This window comes from Sulfitobacter rhodophyticola (genome assembly GCF_041281685.2).
In the GTDB taxonomy this organism is placed as follows: domain Bacteria; phylum Pseudomonadota; class Alphaproteobacteria; order Rhodobacterales; family Rhodobacteraceae; genus Sulfitobacter.
On sequence record NZ_CP166251.2, the window covers coordinates 3,385,663 to 3,406,171 of the forward strand.

Sequence of the window (20,509 nt, forward strand, 5' to 3'; positions counted from 1 at the left end):
CTCCACTTGCGAGTCGGGCTATTTGTATACACAAATACTTCCTTGTCTACAGGTGGGCGCCGAAATCTTGGAAACTACCCGTTCGCGGCCAGCACGCGCATGAAGCTTTCGGTCATATGCTTGCGCATGCCGTCCACCGCCGTCTGCACATCTTCGGAGAATATCTTGGCCAGCAGGTCGATATGGTTCTCGACGGAGGCGTGCAGATCCTCCTGCGTTTCAAGCTTCTTGGCGCGGAAAGGTCCGGTCTTGCGGCGGAAGTCCGACGCCAGTTCAAAGATATAGGGGTTTTCCGTGGCGCGGTAGATCGACATGTGCAGCGCCTCATTGGCCTTGATATAGGCAAGGCGGTCATTCCTGGCGGCAGCATCTGCACAGGCAGCCTGTGCGCCTTCGATCTCTGCGCGGGCCAGTAACGTAAGGCGTTGGCTGGCCAACCGGGCGCAAATGCTTTCGATTTCCTGCATGGCTTCGAACATCTGACCCAGTTCCGCACGCGAATATTGCGCCACGCGCACCCCGCGCTTTTCCCCCGCCACCAGAACACCCTGCGCGGTCAGCCCGCTTAGCGCTTCGCGGACCGGGGTGCGGGATACACCGAACCGTTCTGCCAGCCTTGTTTCATCAAGCCGTTCGCCCGGCTGCAGCAGTCCTGCGGCGATATCGTCCAGCAGGGCGGCTTCGATCTTGTGACGCGTGGCACTGCGAGGGGATGGGGCGGGCTGATCCATGACGCGGGGTCCTTACAAGGGTCTTCGGACACCGTCCTAGCACGAATTTCCCGACAAAACCATGGCAGCGTGACAATTTGCATATTTACGGTTGCTTTTGTATACAAACTGATATTCCCTCTGCGCGAGGGAGAGGGATACCGCCATGCCAGACATTCGACTGGAGCATCTGCGCAAGGACTATGGCGCGGTGACCGTTATCGAAGACCTCAACCTTGAAATGGCGGATGGCGAGTTCACCGTGCTCGTGGGGCCGTCCGGTTGCGGCAAGTCCACCACCCTGCGGATGATTGCCGGATTGGAAAGCGTCACAGACGGGAAGATCATGATCGGTGACCGCGACGTGTCGCGGCTTGAGCCGAAGGCGCGCGACCTGGCGATGGTTTTTCAGGACTATGCACTTTATCCGCACATGAACGTGGCCAAGAACATGTCCTTCGCCCTGCGCCTTGCGCGGATGAACCGATCCGACATTGAAAAGCGCGTGAAGGACGTCGCTGAAACGCTTGATCTGTCTGCATATCTAGACCGCAAGCCTGCGGAGCTTTCGGGCGGTCAGCGCCAGCGTGTCGCGATGGGACGCGCATTGGTGCGGGACGCGGGCACCTTCCTGTTTGATGAGCCGCTTTCCAACCTTGATGCCAAGCTGCGCGGTCAGATGCGCGCGGAACTGGCGCTGATGCACCAGCGTGTCGGCAAGAACATGATCTATGTCACCCATGATCAGATCGAAGCGATGACCCTTGGCGACAAGATCGTGGTGATGAAATTCGGCAAGATCATGCAGGCGGGCTCTCCGGAGGAGCTGTATCGCAATCCGGCGAATAAATTCGTGGCGGGGTTCATCGGGTCGCCGACAATGAATTTCCTTGGCGCTGAGCTGTTTGATGAAGGTGGCATTCTGCATGCAAAGGGGCAGGGCTTTTCCATTCCCCTGCCTGCGGCGCGGGCGGCGCGGCTTGCCACACACAAGGATCGGCAGGTCACGCTTGGCATCCGTCCGTCCAGTTTTGCCGAAAGCGGAGAGGGTATCGAAATGCCCGTCATCCTGTCGGAATACATCGGTGCCCAATCGGTCCTGATCTCCGAGATGGGCGGCCAGCGGGTCGCCATCGAAGTCAACAGCGTGGCACCGGTCGCCGCAGGCGAAACACGCTCATTCACGGTGCAGGGGGATGAAGTGCATCTCTTTGATCCGCAGTCAGAGGCGGCTTTGTAGCCCGCCATACAACAAGAAGGCCAACACCGGCCGAAAACCATCTGGGAGGATGACATGAAAATAGTAAAACGCTCTGTGTGGTCAGCGGCTGTTGCCGTTTCTGCCACGTTTACTGCAAGTTACGCGCTGGCGGACGGCCATACGGCGGATGTGTATGAACCCTACGCAGGCACCACGCTTGTCGTGAACTTCCCCGCGCACCCGCATTACAACGCGGTGCTGGAAGTGCTGGATGATTTCACCGATGAAACCGGCATCGAAGTCGAAGTCGACCAGCTGCAATACCTCAAGATGCGCGAGCGTCAGACGCTGGAACTGACAAAGGACGAGGGCGATTATGATCTGATCGCCTATGTGGTCTTCTCCAAGGCGGATTATGTCTATGCGGACCAGCTGGAAAACCTCGCGAAATACTTCATGAACCCAAAGCTGGCGAACCCGGCTTATGATGCGGACGACCTGATTGACGGTTATGTTCAGAACATCGGCGTAGCGGGCGGCAAAAAGGGTTATCTGCCCGGTCCAACGGGGTCGCTGTTCGGTATTCCGTTCGGGTCGGAGACGTCAGTGCTGGCCTATCGCAAGGATATCTTTGAAAAGCACGGCATCGCGGTGCCTGAGAATTACGATCAACTGCTCAAAGTGGCCTGCCAGATCCCCGAAGTTGAACCGGGCATGGGCGGCATGGCATCACGCGCGGCGTCCGGGCATCAGGCGAGCCACGCGTTCCTGCTGCACCTTGCCCCTTTGGGCGGGCGTGTTTTCGACGACGAATGGAACCCCACGATCAACGACGCAGCAGGCGTCGCAGCTGCCAACGCATTGAAAACCATTGTGGATTGCGGTCCCGAAGGTTCCCAGACGTTCGGCCCGGCCGAAGCCGCGGCGTCCTTCAAGCAGGGCAATGCCGCCATGTTCATGGACAGCATCGCCTTTGCGGCAGGCTTCGAAGATCCCAGCCAATCTACCGTTGCGGGCAAGGTCGGCTATGCCCTGCATCCCGAAGGCGTGCGCCGTGGCAGCCAGACGGGCGGCTTCGGCATCGCCATCCCCAAGAACGCCCAGAACAAGGAAGCGGCGTTCCTGCTGATGCAGTGGCTGACCTCCAAGGAGGGGGATTTGAAGGTCGCCATGGCGGGCGGCAATCCTTCGCGCTTCTCCACTTATGAAAATGCCGATCTGAACGCGAAATACCCATATTCCGCGACCTTCGGTGAAGCGCTTAAATACGCCGACCCCGACTGGCGTCCGATCATCCCCACATGGGGCAAGATCAATGCGGATATCGGCACCACGATGTCTCAGGTCCTGACCGAAGGGCTGGACCCGCAAGAGGCGCTGGACGGCGTGGCCGAGCGTGCCCGCGCCATCATGGACGAAGCCGGGTATTATACCTGGCAGTAAGCTCCTCCCTGAGGGTCGGCACCTTCGGGTGTCGGCCTGACCTCTTTCAAAGGCCGACTTGATGTCCATCGCCCGCGCGAACCGCCTGACACCTTACCTTTTTCTGGCACCCGCCGGGTTGGTGCTGCTGATCGCGCTGTTTTATCCGATCTGCTACATGATCTACGCCAGTTTTCTGGACTGGAACCCCTCGCAACGGATCGGGGAGGCGGATTTCGTCGGGCTTCGCAATTACGTCAAGCTGTTCAGCGACGACGCCTTTCGCGAAAGCATGTGGGTGACGATCAAGTTCGCAGCCGTGGTGGTGACGCTGGAAATGATCATCGGTGTGGGCCTTGCCCTGCTGCTGGATCGCAACATTCGCGGCATGTCGGTGCTGCGCACGCTGTTCATCCTGCCGATGATGATCGCCCCCATCGTTGTGGGTCTGATGTGGCGCTACATGTATCACCCGACCGTGGGTATCTTTAACCAGACCCTGACCTCATGGGGGTTTGAGCCTATTCCCTGGCTTTCGGACGGGTCGTGGGCCTTTGCCTCGATCATCATCGCGGATGTCTGGCAATGGACGCCCTTCATCTTCATCCTGTCGCTCGCCGCGCTTCAGTCGCTGCCTTCCTCCGCCATTGAGGCCAGCAAGATCGACGGGGCAACGGGCTGGCAGCAGATCATCCACATCAAGCTGCCGCTGATGCTGCCGGTGCTGATTGTCACGCTGCTGCTGCGCCTGATCGACAGCTTCAAGGTGCTTGAGGTGATCCTTGTGATGACCAACGGCGGGCCGGGATTGTCGACGGAAATCCTGTCGATCCGCATCAATCGCACCGCGTCCGAGTTCCGTGAATTGGGCGAGGCGGCGGCGATGTCGAACCTGCTGCTGATCGTGCTTTTGATCCTCACCTTCGCGATGTTCATCTATAACAAGGCGCAAGAGGTGCGCGCCGCGCGCCTGCGGGCCGCTGCGGAGGAAGACCTGTGAGCCAGCCTTCAAAGACCTACGACCGCCAAAACCCGGCGTTTTATGCGCTGCTTGTGGCGTTGGTGCTGATGGCCATCGGACCGATCTACCTGATGCTGGCGACATCATTGAAGCTGAACGTCGATATCATGTCCGACAGTGGCGGGTTGTTGTTCATGCCGACGCTCAGGAACTACGAAACCGCGCTGTGCGACTTTCTGTGGTACAAGCCCGAACACCTGCGCCGCTGTGATCCGACCTTTGGTCGTGCGCTGACCAATTCCCTGATTATTGGGCTGATTTCGACAGCGATCACGCTGATCATCGGCACGATGGCCGCCTACGCCTTGGTCCGTTTCCGGTTCTTTGGGCGCGACGTGGTGTCGATCTGGACGCTGATGATGCGCATGGTGCCGCCTGCGGTTCTGCTGGTACCGGTTTTTGGCATCTGGACGTTCCAGTTCGGTCTGGATGGGACGCGGGGCGGCATCATCCTTGTCTATGTCGCGCTCAACCTGCCGTTCGTGATCTGGATATTGCAAAGCTTTATCGTGCAGGTCCCGATCCAACTGGAAGAGGCCGCGCGGATGGACGGGGCGGGGCCGTTCGGCGTGTTCTTCCTTGTCGTTCTGCCGCTGATCAAACCCGGCATCGCGGCGGCGTCGATCTTTACCTTCCGCGTGGCGTGGAACGAATTCCTGCTGGCCAACGCCCTGTCGGACCGCAATTCGCGCACCGTGCCGGTGACAATCGTCAACAGCCTGACGGAATTCGACATCGACTGGGGCGTGATCATGGCCACGGGCATGTTGCTGGCCATTCCGCCGATCATCTTCACTTTCGTGGCCAGCCGCCAGATCATCACCGGCATGACGGCGGGCGCGGTGAAAGGCTGACGCCATGTTGCTGATGGCCACCTATGACACCAAGGCGGAGGAGGCCGAATACCTGATCGCGGCTCTCACCGCTTTGGGCGTGGACGTGGACCGCTGCGATATCTCGCTCCATGCCAAGGGCGCGCAATGGGGGCCGGAAGAAAAGCTCAAGGGGATGAAGGACGCCACCGCGCGCGCGATTGCGGAGATTGGTACAACCAAGGCCGGGGGGCGGCGTATGGTGGTGGCCATCGGCGGCGGCACGGGCGGGCAGATCGCCTTGCAGGTCCTGCGGTCGCTGCCGATCTCCATGCCCAAGGTGCTGGTGACGACGCTGCCTTTTGATCCGCGTTATATCATTGCAGACAGTTCTATTGTGCTAGTGCCGACCGTGGCGGACCTGTGCGGGTTGAACGCGACGACGCGCACCGCGCTGGATCAGGCGGCGGCCATTGCGGGTGGGCTTTATCATTCGACCTTACCCACTGGGCCAATCTCCCTCAAACCCTCCATCGGGGTGACGACGCTGGGGGTGACCGGGGCAGGGACGGACGTGTTGTGCGACCGGCTGCGCGCGAACGGGGACGAGGTTACGGTGTTTCATGCCAACGGCTTTGGCGGGGCGGCCTTTACCCGCTGGGCGCAGATGGGCGCGTTCAAGGCGGTTGTCGACTACACCCCCCATGAACTCACGCGGAACTACATCGCGGGCGCTCACGTGGATATGCCCGAACGGTTTACGGCCATGGGGCATTTGCCACGTGTCGTTCTGCCCGGCGGGGTCAACTTCATCGGCATGGGGGAGGCCGCGTTGTTGCCGGATGTCTACAAGGAACGCCCCCACTATGCGCATTCGCCACTGTTCACGCACGTTCAGTGCACCAAGGCGGAAATCGAGACATGCGCCGACATCCTTGGCGAGGCGCTGAAGGCGGCCACAGCGCCAGTGCGGGTGCTGATCCCGATGGGAGGGTTTTCATCCGAAGACCGCCCCGGCGGTACCATCGAAAGCGAGGGATTGCGCCATGCTTTTGCCGATCGGCTGGAAACGCACATCCCGCTGACCCGCATGCCGGGTCACATCAATGACGCTGCCGTGGCAGAGGCTGCCGCCGATCTGCTGGGCGAAATTACATAGGAATGCCAGATGCTTGATCCCTCCGATATCGAAGCCAAGAAAGACGCGCTGATCTGGTCGGCACGCCGTTGCTTTGATCTGAAACTGCAAACCAATGCGGGCGGCAATCTGTCGGTCCGATTGTCCAGCCACGACGCCATCGTGATCAAACCCTCCGGGGTGGGCTTTGCCGAATGTAGTCGGGACAACCTGCAAGTGGTGCACCTGAACGGAACGGTGGAGCCATCGTCGCACAAACCCTCCAAGGACCTCGACTTTCATCTCGACCTCTATCGCATCCGGCCTGACATCAACGCCATTGTCCATTGCCACAGCCCTTGGGCCACGGGCTTTGCCAGTGCGGGGATCGAGATTCCATGCCTGACCGTACAGACCATCGAAAAAATCGGTCGCATGCCGCTGATCCCGCTGTCCGAAAACGGTGGTCCGCAGACAGAGGTGGAGATTTCACCGGTCTTTCGCGACCCCACGATACGGGCGGCGGTGCTGGCCAATCACGGTACGATTGGCGTCGGAAAGACCCTGACCGCCGCGCAATATCTGGCTGAAATAATTGAGGAAACGGCTCACATCGCCTATGTCCGCGACACGCTGATGGCGGCACATGGCAAGACCGCCGCCGATTTGCCGACCTACGGCACCGCACGGGACGCAAGGGCGGCAAAAATCGGGTGACCAGCAAATTTTGCTTGCCAAACCTTCTTGTGCTGAGGCAATGAAAAAGCATCGGGTCGGCGATGGCGTCGCCAGCATGTTGATGCACACCTGATATCACCCTCCTGAACGCCGGGACTGATCTTTGCCGTTTGCGCGGCGGAGGGGGTCTTTCCTTCGTCCGCGCGCGGCGTGATGCATGAAGGAACATCGTGATGGACCGTCCACACTTCTACCATTTCCATCAGGGCGAAAAGACCCTGCCGTTTGCCGCCGCAGAATATGATCAACGTCTGAGCCGCCTGCTAAAACACATGGCGGATCAGGGGGTTGATGCCTGCATCTTCACCTCGATGCACAATATCGCCTATTACTCCGGCTTTCTCTATTGCGCGTTCGGGCGGCCATATGGCCTTGTCGTGACGCCGTCCGACAGTGTCGTGCTCAGCGCCGGGATTGACGCGGCACAGCCCTGGCGGCGTTGTCACTGGGATGCGATCACCTACACCGATTGGGAACGTCACAACTACTGGCGCGCGGCACTCAGCGTGACGGGCAAGGGCCGGGCCATCGGGATTGAAGGCGATCACATGACAATGGCGCAACGTGGTCTGCTGGAGGAATTCCTTGCACCTGAAGCAGTGCATGACATCGCGCCCGCGACCATGCGCCAGCGGATGCACAAATCACCTGCCGAAATGGACTTGATCCGCGCGGGCGCGCAGGTTGCCGATGTGGGCGGATATGCGATCCGCGATGCCATCCGTCCCGGCACCCGCGAGATCGACGTGGCGATGGCCGGGCGCGACGCGATGGAACTGGAAATCGCCCGTCGCTTTCCCGACGCCGAATACCGCGATACCTGGGTCTGGTTCCAGTCGGGGATCAACACCGACGGCGCGCACAACCCGGTGACGTCCCGCGTGTTGGAGCGTGGCGATATCCTCAGCCTGAACACCTTTCCCATGATTTCAGGTTATTACACGGCACTTGAACGTACCTTGTTTGTGCAGGAGGTCGATGCCGCCAGCTTACGCATTTGGGAGGCCAACGTCGCGGCCCATGAATACGGGATGAGCCTGCTGAAACCGGGTGCAAGCTGCGCTGCAATCACGCACAAGATCAACGACTTCTTCGCAGAACGGAACCTGCTGCAATACCGCACCTTCGGCTATGGCCATTCGTTCGGGGTATTGTCACATTACTATGGCCGCGAATCCGGGCTGGAATTGCGCGAGGACGTCGATACGGTGCTTGAACCGGGCATGGTCATCTCGATGGAGCCGATGCTGACCATCCCCGAAGGTCAGCCGGGTGCGGGCGGCTATCGGGAGCATGACATCCTGATTATCGGCGCAGACGGGGCGGAGAACATCACCGGCTATCCTTACGGCCCGGCGCATAACATCGTCGGTTGACCCTTTGGCGGGAGGCTTTCGCGCCTATTCAGGGGGTGCGAGGGACTCCCGCCGGATCAGCGATGTTTCAATCAGCACGGAGGCTGGCGGCGCGCTGTCTTCGATCATGCTGATCAACTGGCGTGCCGCCGCGATGCCCATTCTGCGATGGGGGACGCGTACCGTGGTCAGGGCAGGCCGCACGACACGTGCAAGGGCCATGTCGTCAAAACCGGTAATCGACACATCCTGCGGCACCCGCAGATCCATTTGATGCGCACGGGTCAGGGCGCCGACGGCAAGAACATCATTGGCGCACATCACCGCCGTGGGGGGATCGGGGAGATCCATCAGTGCGGCAAAGGCATCGCCCCCCTGTTCGATCCCGTAGGTCGTTTCGGAAACACGCAATCCGTGTGCTTCCAGACCAGCGCCCCGGACGGCATCCTGCACCGCCTTCAGGCGGGCGCGCGCCCGGTCGTTTTCGGCGACAGGTGCGGTGATATAGGCAATCCGTCGATGACCCAGTGCGACAACTTCATCCGCCAGCCTGTGCATGGCGGAATAATTGTCAAATCCCACGGATGGCAGGGCGGCCGCAGCATTGTGGGCCCATGCGGCCACCACCGGCAAGCCGCGCTGCGCCAGAAAAGCGTCGATGCCCGGTGCGCGTTCGTGGCCGATCAACAACAGGCCATCCGCGCCACGGGCGATCAGGGACCGGATCTGTGCCGCTTCCTGTTCGGGTTGATAGGACGAGCTGGCCAGCAACAGGTCATAGCCACCCGCACTGAGCGTTTCCTGAAAGGCTTGCAGGCCTTCGGCGAAAATGGCGTTCTCCATCGTGGGGACGATGGCGCCGATGGTGTTGGTGCGGTTGGCTGCCATCACCCGCGCCCCGAAATGGGGCGAATATCCCAGCGCATCCACCGCCTCCATCACCCGGGCGCGGGTGGCCTCGACCACCTTTTCGGGGGCGTTCAGGCACCGCGATACCGTTGCGGTGGAAACACCTGCGCGTTTTGCAACGTCCTCCAGCGTAGGGGTCATGGCCACGGTCTTGTTTTTGTATTTTGGAATATCGAATGGCTCATTTATTCTTCCCAAAGCTGGAGCGCATTTGGCTGCTTAGTCGGTTATAGCTGATGAAAGCGCTTGCATCGAGCTAAATCGACCCGTTACAGGTAACTGGAGACGACTCGCTTCCGCAGATCATCGGAAGCGGCATACCCGACCGCCGACACAGTCCCTTAATGCACGGCAAAAAGGCACGGCTGCATCGGCATTTCGCAGAACAACATCCGGGAGAAAGCGACAGATGGCGCGCGAATACCTCAAGAAAGCGACCCTCACCGCGAAATCAGACGCATCCGAAGTGCGCGATATCGTCAACACGATCCTTCAGGATATTGAAAAGGGGGGTGACACCGCGGCGATGGAATACGCCGCGAAGTTTGACAAGTACGAAGGCAACATCCTGCTGACCGATGCCGAAATCGCGGCCGCGGCGGATCTGGTTCCCGAAAAGGTCAAGGCAGACATCCGCTTTGCCCATGACAACGTCCGGCGCTTTGCGGAAAAGCAGAAATCCACCGTCGCGGATGTGGAGTACGAAGTGGTTCCCGGCCTGATCGCAGGTCAGAAGGCCATCCCCGTCGATGCGGCGGGTTGTTATGTTCCGGGCGGGCGTTACAGCCACATCGCCAGTGCCATCATGACTGTCACCACCGCCAAGGTGGCCGGGTGCCGCCACATCACCGCCTGTTCCCCGCCGCGTCCCGGCGTGGGTGTGGCCCCGGCGATTGTCTATGCCGCGCACATCTGCGGTGCAGACAAGATCATGGCGATGGGCGGCGTGCAGGGCGTTGCGGCGATGACGTTCGGCCTTTTCGGCCTCCCCAAGGCGAACATATTGGTCGGTCCGGGTAACCAGTTCGTCGCCGAAGCCAAGCGCAGCCTGTTTGGCCGTGTGGGCATCGACATGATCGCGGGCCCGACGGACAGCCTGATCCTCGCCGACAAGGACGCCGATCCGCATATTGTCGCCACCGATCTGGTCAGCCAGGCCGAGCATGGTTACAACTCTCCGGTCTGGCTGGTCACGGACTGTCGCGCGCTGGCGGAGGACGTCATGGCGCGTATTCCTGCGCTGATTGACGATCTGCCGGAGGTGAACCGCGAAAATGCCGCCGCCGCTTGGCGCGACTATGCAGAAGTCATTGTCTGTGCCGACCGCGAGGAAATGGCAGCTACATCAGACGATTACGCACCGGAGCACCTGACGGTGCAGGCGGCAGATCTTGATTGGTGGCTGGAAAGGCTGACCTGCTATGGCTCGCTGTTCCTGGGAGAGGAAACCACTGTGTCCTACGGGGACAAAGCCGCAGGCACCAACCATGTGCTGCCGACTTCGGGTGCGGCGAACTACACGGGCGGGTTGTCCGTTCACAAGTATATGAAGATCGTCACATGGCAGCGGGCGACGCAGGAAGGTTCCAAACCCGTCGCGGTTGCGACGGCGCGCATTTCGCGGCTTGAAGGGATGGAGGGCCATGCACGGTCCGCCGATGTCAGGCTGGCAAAGTACTTCCCGCAGGAAAACTTCGACCTGAGCCCCCATGACTGATCAAGCCGCCCTTTTCCGGCTGGATGGACGGGTGGCATGCGTCACCGGGGCCAGTTCGGGATTGGGCAGGCATGCAGCGGACGTGCTGGTGCAGGCAGGCGCGCGCGTCGTGGGCGTGGCACGGCGTGCGGCCGCTTTGGAAGACTGGGCTTCGGGTGCTGGCGCATCGGGTGCGGCGGTGGCTGCAGATGTCGCTGACCGTGACGCGCTGGACCGGACCATCGCCGCCATCAGTGCGCCGTTCGGCGCGCCGGATATCATTGTGCACGCCGCCGGGCTGAACACCCGCGAAGCCGCCGATGACGTGACCGCGGATGGATGGGATCAGACCCTTGCGGTGAACCTGTCAGCGCCGTTTTTCCTTACCCAGGCGTTGGCCCCGTCGATGGCCGCCAAACGCTGGGGCAGGGTGGTCAATTTCGCCTCCCTGCAAAGCACGCGGGCTTTTCCCGGTGGCATCGCCTATGGTGCGACGAAGGGGGGCATCAGCCAACTGACCCGCGCCATGGCCGAAGCTTGGTCACCCAGGGGCATCATGGTCAACGCCATCGGCCCCGGTTTCTTTCCGACGGAACTGACGCAGGCGGTTTTTGATGATCCCGACCGCGCGGCGCGTAATGCCGCGCAAACCTGTGTGGGACGCAATGGCCGGTTGTCCGACATGGATGGACCGTTGCTTTTTCTGTGCTCTGACGCTTGTGGTTATGTCACCGGCCAGACCTTGATGGTGGACGGAGGGTTTACAGCCAAATGAAAGCGCTCATCTACGATGGCCCAGAGACCCTTGCGTTTCGCGATGCTGCGGACCCGACACCCGCGACGGGCGAGGTTCTGATCCGCATTGATGCGGTGGGTATCTGCGGGTCCGACATGCACGCCTACCTTGGCCACGATGACCGCCGCCCCGCGCCGCTGATCCTTGGTCACGAGGGGGCCGGGGTCATCATGGGTGGCCCGCGCGATGGCGAGCGGGTGACCATCAATCCCCTTGTGACCTGCGGAACCTGTCCGGCCTGTGAAACCGGGCGCGAGAACCTGTGCGCGAAGCGGCAGATCATCTCCATGCCGCCGCGCGAAGGGGCGTTCGCGCAGTATGTCTGCATGCCCGAAGGCAATCTGGTCACCGTGCCCGATACCGTGTCCTTGACCAAGGCTGCATTGGCCGAGCCGCTAGCCGTCAGCTGGCATGCGGTGCGTCTGGGGCTGGACGCCCTGCATCCGCAAGCCGACCGGGATGCGCTGGTGTTGGGCGGGGGCGCGATCGGCCTTGCTGCCGCGTTGAGCCTGCATGCGATGGGGGTGGAGCGGATCGTGCTTGTGGAACCCAACGACGCCCGACGCGCCTATCTCGAAGCAACATGTGGTCTGGATTGCGTGGCCGAAGCACAGGGCACCCATGGCATCGTTGTGGATGCGGTGGGCTATGCCGCGACCCGTGCCACGGCTTCTGCGCTGGCGCGACCGGGCGGCGTGATCGTGCACATCGGCTTGGGCGAAGACCTTGGCGGCCTCGATATCCGGCGCATGACGTTGCAGGAAATCACCTTCATCGGCACCTATACCTATACCGCGCAGGATTTCCGCGACACCTGCCGCGCGCTCTTCGATGGGGCGCTCGGGCTGCTCGACTGGACTGCGGAATGCCCGCTGAGCGACGGGGCAGCCGCTTTTGCCGATCTGCGTGCAGGTCGCATCGAAACACCAAAAATCGTCTTGCTGCCCTGGCGGTAGAAACGGCACCAACATCAACTTAAACAAGGACTTGGGGATACCTAGCACATGAACATAGACAAAAAGATCGCGGATGATCTTGTCGCCAACGACGTCTCTTTTGTAACGACCGTGCCTTGCAAACAGCTGGCCGGCGTCATCGAAGAGGTTGAAGAGCGTAAAGAGATCTTCCACATCCCTGCCAACAAGGAAGACGAAGGGATGGGCCTGTGTGCGGGCGCGTGGATGGGCGGCAAACGCCCGATGATCATCATGCAGAACACCGCGATTGGTGTGACCATCAACACGCTGGCCACGCTGACGCAGTATTACCGGATGCCCTTGCCGATGCTGATCAGCTACCGCGGTGAGCTGCGCGAGCCTGTGGCCTGTCAGGTCGAAATGGCCGTGCACACCAAGGCGCTGCTGGCCCAGATGAACATCCCAACCTACCATTTTCACTGGCAAAAAGACGTTGAGGAGTTCGACAACATCCTCAAATACACCTTCATGTGCAACAAGCCGGTCGCCATCCTGACCGACGCCAATTTCTGGGGAGGCTACGGCGACCAATGATCCGTTCTGAAATCCTGCGCGAAATCGCGCCCATCCTGAATCCTCACCTTGTTGTCTGTAACATCGGTCTGCCCAGCCAGGAGCTACACATGATCGACGACAATGCCCGCAACTTCTACATGCTCGGGACCATGGGGTTGTCGTCCTCCATCGGTCTCGGTCTGGCCTTGGCACAAGACAAGACAGTCATCTCTATCGACGGGGACGGCTCCGTGCTGACCAACCTCGGCACGCTGCCGACGATTGCCAACAATGTGGCCGACAATTTCATCCTGATGATCATCGACAACGGCTCCTACGGTTCCACCGGGGATCAGCCGACCTACGCGGGCAAGAAGACCAAGCTCGAGGCCGTTGCGGCGGCCTGCGGGTGCGAAAACGTTGTGACCTGTCAGGACGTTGACACAGGCAAGGCGTTGCAAGCGGCAATCGACAGCAAGAAGATGACCGTACTTGTCGTGAAATGCGACAGCGGCAACATCAAGCTGCCAGTGATCACCATGGACCCGGTCGTGATCCGCGATCGCTTCATGAAGGCTGTTGAGGCCTGAGGCACAAGCAAAAGGGGGGCGCAACCGCTGCGCCCCCTTTTTCGTTTCCCCATGCGCCGCGGGACCAGATCCGATACACGACAGCGGCGCAGGATGGACTAGATTTCGCGGAAAACGCCGACGACCCGTACAGTGTTGCCATCGGGGTCATTGATGGCAAGGCCGTGCGGTTCAATGTGTACCTCGGTCTTGTCCACCGCAATGATCCGTTTCTTGAAGCCAAAAGCCTTACCATTCTGGATCGCCACATCCACGATCTGGGATACCTCGTCGACATCATCCGGATGGTAAAAGTTCAACCCCAGTTCCAGTGTCGGCTGAAAGGTATCGGGGTCGGTGCGGTGAATGCGGTGCACTTCGTTTGACCAGGTGACCGTGCCTTCGATGATGTCGATGCTCCAGTATCCGACGCCCGCCATGTCCTGAAGCATTTCGATCTGTTGTGTCGCGGCCTCAGCTGCATTGCGGGCCATGACCAGTTCGCTGACATCCGTCGCGATGATATAGATGGTCTGGTCTTCGATCCGATCATTCCAAAGCGGGAATGTCTGCTTGGCGAGCCAGATCTTGTGCTTGCCGTTGCAGGTGTCCATGCGGCGCACCTCGTTGGCATGGGGAACCACGCTGGTCAGGATTCCCGATCATCGCTGCTGATCTCATCGGCTTCGTCTTCGTCGATGCAGTCGCGTAACCGCTCCCCCACGAGGGCCTTCGGCGTGGATTGCAGAAACGTGTCGAAGGGTTTGCTGATCCGCATGGCCTTTCCCCCCTTGGTTCGATGCATGACGCAGATCCCTTCGGTCTTGAGAACGGTATCCATCTCAATCGCGAGGCCGGGAAAGCGCGTGACGACAAGGGTGACGCCCGAAACTTTGCCGTGGCTGTTGAAGTAGGGCGAGCAGATCAGGCTCACATGTTCTCCGTTGGAGTCGAAGTCGCGGACGGTCTTTTCACCTTGCCGCATGGATTCGCTGCACAGATGCGACAGGGCGGGGAAACCATGAGGCAGAACGCTCTGGCTGATATGCGGTCCGGTGGTGGGGGATGAAAGCCCGAACAGATTGATCGCCTCCTGCGTGGCCTGGGTGATCTGAAGCGCCGTGTCGGTGACCAGGATGACCAGCGGTGCGCTGCGCAGCACGGGTTCAAGTTCAGCCGACCGTTCCGTCAGTTCCGACGTTGTCATCTCAAGTTCTTCGTTCACGGTGATCAACTCCTCGTTCAGTGATTGCAGTTCCTCGTTGGAAGTTTCCAGTTCCTCAATGGTTTGCTGCAACACCTCTCGCGTGGTGGCGACTTCGTTTTCGAGGGTGGATTTGCGTTCGCTCTGGGCGGTCGCGCTCGCCCCGTTCTTCCTGTCGGTCAGGACGGTTGGTTCTTCGGCGCGAAGAGGGGTGAACACGATCACGGCAGCTTTTTCACTGATTTCCGAAGCGAGCATGGGATAGACGTCCAGCCGCAGGCGGTCCGTATCCCCTTCGGCCAGCAAGTGGCGGACGCCAGACCGCCGTTTGCCGTTCTTGAGCGCGATGGCGACGAGGCTGCGGGCCTCTTCCCGCAGGGGGCTGCGCAGAAGATCGACGTGCATACGCAGATTGCTTGCGTTGTTTACGGAGATGTAATTGCTGACGTCGCCGAAGACTTTCGCGATGGAAAATCTCTTTATTAGTTAATGTTTTCGTATGGTTAACGAAAAGACATTCACCGATTATCAACCTATCTTTTCTATCCCTTATCAAGATCAAGATAGTTTTCGGGAAGATTTCTATATGGTTGAAGAGAATCCACATGTGCATCGCGAACCTGCGTGGAACGATCAGCGTTTCATTGTTTCTCTGATTGCGAACCGAAACCGGCAGACGCTGGTGCGCAGTTGCCAGATCAAGGGACATTCATTCAACGACCGCGCCTCTTTCGGCGAAGGCGCCACATTGCGGCAGGCGTTTTCAGCGCCCTTTGTCCGGGCACTCGAATCCTGTCTGGAAAAACTCTCCTTCAAGATCGAAGTCCAGTCCCTGCCGGATTTCCTGTATGAAGTCGAAGGTCTGACGTTGCGCGGTATACACGTCATGTCGACCCGGTTGGCCGATGGCGCGATCAACATCATCATGCGATTTCTGTCGTTTGTGGGCGGCATTAACCATGCCCTTGCCCCAGAGACCGGTTTTGACGACCCGGTTCAGGAGGAAGGACAGGCGATTGCGGCAAGCGTGTTGGAAGACATCACCACCCTGCTTCTGAATATCTCGTCCTCCGCTGTATTGGGGTTGAGGGGGACAAACGACATGCTGGGTGCATCCGGACAAAAGATCGCGCGCCAGACAGATGAAATCCAGTTCCGCAGGCAATTGCTGCGCCGGTATGTGGAACGGCGCAGCCATAGGTTGGCGCTTGCACCACATGAAATCCTGACTGGACTGCAAGATGCACTGACAACTGAAAGGCGCAGGCGCCTCGTCTGACCAACCCAATGGAACCTTCAGACAGAAGGGCAAAGGACCAGCAGATCAGACACCATCGTCCCGTTTCAGAAGACGTCGTCACCCGTCATGATGACGATGTCCTCAAGTTCGAGGCGGTCACAGAACCAGCGCTTTATCTCAACGATATCCCGATCGCCCACTGTCAGCATGTAGCCACGAAGTGTGCTGTACATCCCGATATCCAGTTCCGCCTCTGCGCCGAACGCGCTGTCGATCTCCGGCATGCCGGAGAAGCCATCCAGCCGAATTGAATCGCGTGTTTCGTCAAAATCCTTGATGAAATCCACGCCTTCATCTTCGGCGTCGAAGACGAACACGTCACGGCCGGCTTTTCCCAGCAGAATATCCGAACCATCGCCGCCGTTGATCGTGTCGTCACCCTGGCCCCCGGCAAGTAGGTCGTCATCATCACCGCCGAACATCAGGTCAGGACCCCGGCCGCCGCGCAATATGTCCTCGCCGGCACCGCCATAAAGCGTGTCCATGCCTTTGCCCCCATGAAGGAAGTCACTGTCGTCACCTCCGATCAACAGGTCCTTGTGGTGGCCGCCAATGAGCCAATCCTTCCCGTCACCGCCATCAAGCGTGTCATTGCCGCGCCGCCCCAGCAGGATGTCATCACCGCTCTGGCCAAGGATTTCGTCGTCGCCGCGCCGCCCGCGCACCACGTCGTCGCCGCTGCCGGCAAGGGCAAGCCCTCCCTCCATGTTGGTCGCGAAATTGTCGTTGCCGCCGCGGGTGAACAGGGCCTGCCACTTCACTTCGGCATGTGCTGCAACTTCTTCCCCGACCTTCAAGCCGTTGAGATTGCCGTCCTGAATGTGGATCCCGCCGTAAAGACGCGAAATCCCGGCTTCTTCCGCGGCCTCTGTCAGCGTTTCCCACTGCAGGACGACGTGCGGCTCGCCTTCACCGAATTCTTCGAAGACCAGTTCGTTGGTCACGTATTGGCCCAGAAGGTCGGTGCCCTCTACGGAATCCAGATCGTAATTGCCGTAGCTTACGCCGTCATAAAACGCATCGGTACCGGTAAATGCAGCAAGCGTCTTGGCCGCGGCCATCGAGAACGTCGAATGACCTGAGACATACTCCGGGAAGGCCGGCGTGACGAATGTCACATTCTGATAGGGCTGCCACTCCTCACCCAGCATCATCTCGGTGCCGCTGTTTGGCCCGCCCCAGGCTTCGATGTTCTGCCCATGGTAGAGGTCCCGAATGGCGGACTGTGGCCGGATATAGTCGTAGTGATATTTCGCTTCCCAGGTGGCGATGCCCGCGTCGAAGATCGCGGCGTTGAGGGCAAAGAACATCTGCGCGTCCTGGTCCAACCCGTGATTGTCCCGCAGCGCGATGTCCTGCGCGATCTGGTTCCAGTGGCCGGGAGGCGCTTCGGTGCGCGGGCCGTCAGCCCAGAACTCCGCCATCACCTTGTGTTCGTTGGTCAGGTTCGCGGATATGTCCATCACTTCCGTGACCTGGTCGCGATAGGCCTGATCGTTGGTCGTCACGTTGCCCGCGCCATCGACATATTCGGAGAAATCCCCCAACTGCGGAGGCGTGTCTGGCCGGAACATGCTGTTGTCTTCCATGCCAAAACTGGTGACTTCGCCCCAATGTGGGGTGATCGCGACCTGATCGGAGTAACTTGCAGGATCGTTCGGATCAATGATCGGCACGCCGTCTTCATTCACCACCGTCCCGGTCGGCACGCGCAAGGGTTGCCAGTGGTTCGGATCGAAATCGACGCCGCCCGGCGCCCCGTCAGAGCCCGGCTCGGGATCGTTGACGGGCATGTATCCGGTGGTGTCGACATAGCCGTTTTCAGCGTTGGATCCATCACCGACACGCGCGTCAAACACGTTTTCCGCCGCAAGCGTCCCGACACCTGCCGCCGTTGACGGATCGGTATTGGCCGCGGCCGGATCATAGCCGAGTTCAGCCATGAAGGCATCGAAAAGCGCCTGTTGCTCTGGATAGATCTCGCTCAGGGCGGTGTAGGCGGCAAAGCTGACCGCTTCGGCCTTGTTGGCCTCGGTGTTCAGCAGGGGCGTGTCGATTTTCGAATAGTACCCATCGGCAAGTGGGTCGAACGCGGCGTACGCGTCATAGACGGCGGCGCTGACCAGGTGCAGCTGATAGGACGAGGTCGTGGGCAATGCCGACCCTTGGCGAATGGCTTCCAGATTTACTTCGTTCCATTGGGCGACAATGGACTGTTCATTTACTGGCATGAGAAATACTCCGTCTGAAAAGGCACCGTTCTAATGCTGTAAGAATTATCACGGTTTCGAGAGCAGACCAATCTAAATAAGGCGAAACCGCCACAATACACGGTTTGCGCGAACTGAAGGACCGGTATTCAGGCACTGGATCGAAACGATCTTCAAAATTTGCAGAAATCGTTGCCAAGTTTGCATCAAAGGCTGTTCCGTCCAAAGGTCGATTGTTCGAATTTTGATCTGGATTAAACCCATCTTCATCCATTTCGCGCCAGTGTGGCGCATGACTGGATGGTGTCACTGCGTTGGAATTCCGCCCTGTCCGCACCAAGGGGGGCGGACGGAATAATGGCAGCGCCCCCGGCCCGTGGCGTGATGGAAAGCGTACAGCGCAAGCGCGTCGTGATCGTGGACGATTCACGTTCCCTGCGGGCGTGGTTGCGACTTGTCATTGAACAGGATCCGCGCCTCGCGGTGGTGGGAGAGGCAGCCTCGGCCTATGAAGCGCGTGAGGTGATCAAACAGACCCGGCCCGATGTGCTGACGCTGGATATCGAGATGCCCGGCATGAACGGTTTGGAGTTTCTCGATCGGCTGATGCGGTTGCGTCCGATGCCGGTGGTGATGATTTCCGGCGCCACGCGCAACCACACTGCCGCGACGGTGCAGGCCCTTTCGCTGGGTGCGGTCGACTATATCCTGAAGCCCACAGCGTCAAACGATGAAGCCGCACAGCTTTTGATTGCGCGGCGGGTCTATTCCGCCGCTTGCAGCACTGTGCAGCCGCGCACCCATCCTCAGACCATCGCGCGCGAAACGACAGGCATGTACAGAACCGGGCCGATGCCGATTGTCCTGATCGGGGCATCGACCGGCGGGGTGGCCGCCCTGGAAACCGTGCTGGGCGCGCTTGATCCCGAAGGTCCGCCCGTGGTTGTCGTGCAGCATATGCCGGGTCCGTTTCTGGTCAGCTTTGCCAATCAGTTGAACCGAAAGCTGGCACAGGATGTCGGGCTCGCGGTGGCAGCGGAAGACCTATGGCCCGGGCAGGTTCGATTGGCCCCGGCAGAGGGGACGCAGACGCATGTGAACCGCAAGGGCAGCCAGTGGTCCTGCCGCTTCGCCCCGCCTGCGGAAGATACGCTGCACTGCCCTTCCGTGGATGCCCTTTTTGCCTCTGCCGCGCAGCATGGCCGAGACGTTATTGCGGTGATCCTTACTGGTCTGGGGCATGACGGTGCCGATGGCATGCTGCGCCTGCGGGATAAGGGCGCCGCGACGCTTGGACAGGATCAAGCCAGCAGCGTGGTTTACGGCATGCCGCGCGCAGCGTTTGAACGGGGCGCTGTTCAGAAGCAGCTTCACGTGTCGGGCATTGGTGCTGCAGTGAATGATGCGGTCAATACATGGCGTCGGAACAATCGGCGCGAGGGCGTGATTTGACCCGTCGTGCCGTGATCACTCAGGGTGAATACCTTGTATCGGATGATCCAGAGCTGTCGATTTCGACGCTTCTGGGTTCATGTGTCGCGTGTTGTCTTTGGGATCCCGAGCGGGGCGTTGGCGGGATGAATCATATGTTGCTGACCCGGCACCGATCTTCGGTTCAGGATTTTGCCGGTGTCAATGCGATGGAGTTGTTGATCAATGATCTGCTCAAGCTCGGGGCGCGCAGATCCCATTTGCGCGCAAAAGCCTTCGGCGGCGCAAAGATGGTCAGTGGGTTGTCGGATATCGGTGCGGCAAACGGTGCTTTCATCCTGAGCTTTCTGGAAGCTGAAGCCATCCCTTGCATGTCACAATCGTTGGGAGGCAGTGCCGCGCGGCAGCTCAAGTTTGTTCCCACCACGGGCGCTGTGAAAATGAAAATGCAAAGAAACACCATCGATATGGATGCCGAAACGCCACCCGTGGTGAAGCCGGTCGGGAATGGGCTGGAGTTGTTCTAAGGACCGGGCGGTTGTCGTT

General features: G+C 59.8%; 20 protein-coding genes. 15 read left to right on the forward strand and 5 right to left on the reverse strand.

The genetic code is table 11. The features are described from left to right. Window positions 1-74 precede the first annotated feature (74 nt). Entirely contained in the window at window positions 75-731 is a 657-nt protein-coding gene (locus tag AB4X18_RS17670) for a GntR family transcriptional regulator (RefSeq protein WP_370401324.1), read from the reverse strand. A 145-nt stretch (window positions 732-876) separates the two neighbouring features. Here AB4X18_RS17670 and AB4X18_RS17675 point away from each other — a divergent pair, with 145 nt between their 5' ends. From AB4X18_RS17675 to AB4X18_RS17705, 7 genes are all read left to right on the forward strand, one after another. Then, on the forward strand, window positions 877-1,950 hold the full coding sequence (locus AB4X18_RS17675) for an ABC transporter ATP-binding protein (protein WP_370401325.1): 1,074 nt from the start codon (window positions 877-879) through the stop codon (window positions 1,948-1,950). 54 nt (window positions 1,951-2,004) lie between these two features. Further along, window positions 2,005-3,354 carry an extracellular solute-binding protein gene (locus tag AB4X18_RS17680; protein ID WP_370401326.1) on the forward strand — a complete coding sequence of 450 codons (1,350 nt, stop codon included), beginning with the start codon at window positions 2,005-2,007 and terminating at the stop codon, window positions 3,352-3,354. A gap of 61 nt (window positions 3,355-3,415) precedes the next feature. Beyond that, the gene (locus tag AB4X18_RS17685; protein WP_370401327.1) at window positions 3,416-4,333 is read left to right on the forward strand and encodes a carbohydrate ABC transporter permease; all 918 of its coding nucleotides are present in this window, start codon (window positions 3,416-3,418) and stop codon (window positions 4,331-4,333) included. Further along, window positions 4,330-5,208 (forward strand): carbohydrate ABC transporter permease, encoded by an 879-nt coding sequence (locus AB4X18_RS17690; RefSeq protein ID WP_370401328.1) that lies wholly within the window; start codon window positions 4,330-4,332, stop codon window positions 5,206-5,208. The genes AB4X18_RS17685 and AB4X18_RS17690 overlap by 4 nt, the downstream gene beginning before the upstream one ends. 4 nt (window positions 5,209-5,212) lie before the next feature. Continuing rightward, window positions 5,213-6,325, forward strand: a complete 1,113-nt coding sequence (locus AB4X18_RS17695) for a Tm-1-like ATP-binding domain-containing protein (RefSeq protein WP_370401329.1) — start codon at window positions 5,213-5,215, stop codon at window positions 6,323-6,325. Window positions 6,326-6,334: 9 nt separating this feature from the next. Next, window positions 6,335-7,000 (forward strand): class II aldolase/adducin family protein, encoded by a 666-nt coding sequence (locus tag AB4X18_RS17700; RefSeq protein ID WP_370401330.1) that lies wholly within the window; start codon window positions 6,335-6,337, stop codon window positions 6,998-7,000. 194 nt (window positions 7,001-7,194) lie between these two features. Continuing rightward, a complete protein-coding gene (locus AB4X18_RS17705) occupies window positions 7,195-8,397 on the forward strand; it encodes an aminopeptidase P family protein (RefSeq protein ID WP_370401331.1) in 1,203 nt (400 codons plus the stop codon). A 24-nt stretch (window positions 8,398-8,421) separates the two neighbouring features. Here the strand turns inward: AB4X18_RS17705 and AB4X18_RS17710 are convergent, their stop codons facing one another. After that, window positions 8,422-9,426, reverse strand: a complete 1,005-nt coding sequence (locus AB4X18_RS17710; protein ID WP_370401332.1) for a LacI family DNA-binding transcriptional regulator — start codon at window positions 9,424-9,426, stop codon at window positions 8,422-8,424. A gap of 268 nt (window positions 9,427-9,694) precedes the next feature. Here AB4X18_RS17710 and hisD point away from each other — a divergent pair, with 268 nt between their 5' ends. Genes hisD through comE form a run of 5 tightly spaced genes read left to right on the forward strand, consistent with a single transcriptional unit; the run spans window position 9,695 to window position 13,839 of the window. Next, window positions 9,695-11,002: a histidinol dehydrogenase gene (gene hisD, locus AB4X18_RS17715; RefSeq protein ID WP_432816848.1), complete on the forward strand. Its 1,308-nt coding sequence runs from the start codon at window positions 9,695-9,697 to the stop codon at window positions 11,000-11,002. After that, entirely contained in the window at window positions 10,995-11,756 is a 762-nt protein-coding gene (locus AB4X18_RS17720) for an SDR family NAD(P)-dependent oxidoreductase (RefSeq protein ID WP_370401333.1), read from the forward strand. The genes hisD and AB4X18_RS17720 overlap by 8 nt, the downstream gene beginning before the upstream one ends. Further along, entirely contained in the window at window positions 11,753-12,733 is a 981-nt protein-coding gene (locus AB4X18_RS17725) for an alcohol dehydrogenase catalytic domain-containing protein (protein ID WP_370401334.1), read from the forward strand. Before AB4X18_RS17720 ends, AB4X18_RS17725 begins: the two co-directional genes overlap by 4 nt. A 48-nt stretch (window positions 12,734-12,781) precedes the next feature. Continuing rightward, entirely contained in the window at window positions 12,782-13,288 is a 507-nt protein-coding gene (gene comD / locus AB4X18_RS17730; RefSeq protein ID WP_432816849.1) for a sulfopyruvate decarboxylase subunit alpha, read from the forward strand. Further along, window positions 13,285-13,839, forward strand: a complete 555-nt coding sequence (comE, locus tag AB4X18_RS17735) for a sulfopyruvate decarboxylase subunit beta (protein WP_370401335.1) — start codon at window positions 13,285-13,287, stop codon at window positions 13,837-13,839. The genes comD and comE overlap by 4 nt, the downstream gene beginning before the upstream one ends. 98 nt (window positions 13,840-13,937) lie before the next feature. On the opposite strand, the gene AB4X18_RS17740 is transcribed toward comE, so the two are convergent. Together AB4X18_RS17740 and AB4X18_RS17745 are read right to left on the reverse strand one after the other, a co-directional pair. Next, window positions 13,938-14,432, reverse strand: a complete 495-nt coding sequence (locus AB4X18_RS17740; RefSeq protein WP_370401336.1) for a PAS domain-containing protein — start codon at window positions 14,430-14,432, stop codon at window positions 13,938-13,940. Window positions 14,433-14,467: 35 nt separating this feature from the next. Continuing rightward, window positions 14,468-15,427, reverse strand: a complete 960-nt coding sequence (locus AB4X18_RS17745) for a PAS domain-containing protein (RefSeq protein WP_370401337.1) — start codon at window positions 15,425-15,427, stop codon at window positions 14,468-14,470. A 181-nt stretch (window positions 15,428-15,608) separates the two neighbouring features. On the opposite strand from AB4X18_RS17745, the gene AB4X18_RS17750 reads away from it, so the two are divergent. Next, complete coding sequence (locus AB4X18_RS17750; RefSeq protein WP_370401338.1) at window positions 15,609-16,301, forward strand: hypothetical protein; 693 nt, start codon at window positions 15,609-15,611, stop codon at window positions 16,299-16,301. A 65-nt stretch (window positions 16,302-16,366) separates the two neighbouring features. Here AB4X18_RS17750 and AB4X18_RS17755 read toward each other — a convergent pair whose 3' ends face one another. Then, window positions 16,367-18,553 carry a DUF6851 domain-containing protein gene (locus AB4X18_RS17755; protein ID WP_432816850.1) on the reverse strand — a complete coding sequence of 729 codons (2,187 nt, stop codon included), beginning with the start codon at window positions 18,551-18,553 and terminating at the stop codon, window positions 16,367-16,369. 336 nt (window positions 18,554-18,889) lie between these two features. Between AB4X18_RS17755 and cheB the strand changes: the two genes are divergently transcribed. Next, window positions 18,890-19,984: a chemotaxis-specific protein-glutamate methyltransferase CheB gene (cheB, locus tag AB4X18_RS17760; protein ID WP_370401341.1), complete on the forward strand. Its 1,095-nt coding sequence runs from the start codon at window positions 18,890-18,892 to the stop codon at window positions 19,982-19,984. Beyond that, on the forward strand, window positions 19,981-20,490 hold the full coding sequence (locus tag AB4X18_RS17765; protein ID WP_370401342.1) for a chemotaxis protein CheD: 510 nt from the start codon (window positions 19,981-19,983) through the stop codon (window positions 20,488-20,490). The genes cheB and AB4X18_RS17765 overlap by 4 nt, the downstream gene beginning before the upstream one ends. Window positions 20,491-20,509 lie beyond the last annotated feature (19 nt).

Bases quoted from the DNA above. Each gene is read 5' to 3' on its own strand.
- AB4X18_RS17670 (WP_370401324.1), bottom strand. From the start codon at position 731: ATGGATCAGCCCGCCCCATCCCCTCGCAGTGCCACGCGTCACAAGATC.
- AB4X18_RS17675 (WP_370401325.1), top strand. From the start codon at position 877: ATGCCAGACATTCGACTGGAGCATCTGCGCAAGGACTATGGCGCGGTG.
- AB4X18_RS17680 (WP_370401326.1), top strand. From the start codon at position 2,005: ATGAAAATAGTAAAACGCTCTGTGTGGTCAGCGGCTGTTGCCGTTTCT.
- AB4X18_RS17685 (WP_370401327.1), top strand. From the start codon at position 3,416: ATGTCCATCGCCCGCGCGAACCGCCTGACACCTTACCTTTTTCTGGCA.
- AB4X18_RS17695 (WP_370401329.1), top strand. From the start codon at position 5,213: ATGTTGCTGATGGCCACCTATGACACCAAGGCGGAGGAGGCCGAATAC.
- AB4X18_RS17700 (WP_370401330.1), top strand. From the start codon at position 6,335: ATGCTTGATCCCTCCGATATCGAAGCCAAGAAAGACGCGCTGATCTGG.
- AB4X18_RS17705 (WP_370401331.1), top strand. From the start codon at position 7,195: ATGGACCGTCCACACTTCTACCATTTCCATCAGGGCGAAAAGACCCTG.
- AB4X18_RS17710 (WP_370401332.1), bottom strand. From the start codon at position 9,426: ATGACCCCTACGCTGGAGGACGTTGCAAAACGCGCAGGTGTTTCCACC.
- hisD (WP_432816848.1), top strand. From the start codon at position 9,695: ATGGCGCGCGAATACCTCAAGAAAGCGACCCTCACCGCGAAATCAGAC.
- AB4X18_RS17720 (WP_370401333.1), top strand. From the start codon at position 10,995: ATGACTGATCAAGCCGCCCTTTTCCGGCTGGATGGACGGGTGGCATGC.
- AB4X18_RS17725 (WP_370401334.1), top strand. From the start codon at position 11,753: ATGAAAGCGCTCATCTACGATGGCCCAGAGACCCTTGCGTTTCGCGAT.
- comD (WP_432816849.1), top strand. From the start codon at position 12,782: ATGAACATAGACAAAAAGATCGCGGATGATCTTGTCGCCAACGACGTC.
- comE (WP_370401335.1), top strand. From the start codon at position 13,285: ATGATCCGTTCTGAAATCCTGCGCGAAATCGCGCCCATCCTGAATCCT.
- AB4X18_RS17740 (WP_370401336.1), bottom strand. From the start codon at position 14,432: ATGGACACCTGCAACGGCAAGCACAAGATCTGGCTCGCCAAGCAGACA.
- AB4X18_RS17745 (WP_370401337.1), bottom strand. From the start codon at position 15,427: ATGCACGTCGATCTTCTGCGCAGCCCCCTGCGGGAAGAGGCCCGCAGC.
- AB4X18_RS17750 (WP_370401338.1), top strand. From the start codon at position 15,609: ATGGTTGAAGAGAATCCACATGTGCATCGCGAACCTGCGTGGAACGAT.
- AB4X18_RS17755 (WP_432816850.1), bottom strand. From the start codon at position 18,553: ATGCCAGTAAATGAACAGTCCATTGTCGCCCAATGGAACGAAGTAAAT.
- cheB (WP_370401341.1), top strand. From the start codon at position 18,890: ATGGCAGCGCCCCCGGCCCGTGGCGTGATGGAAAGCGTACAGCGCAAG.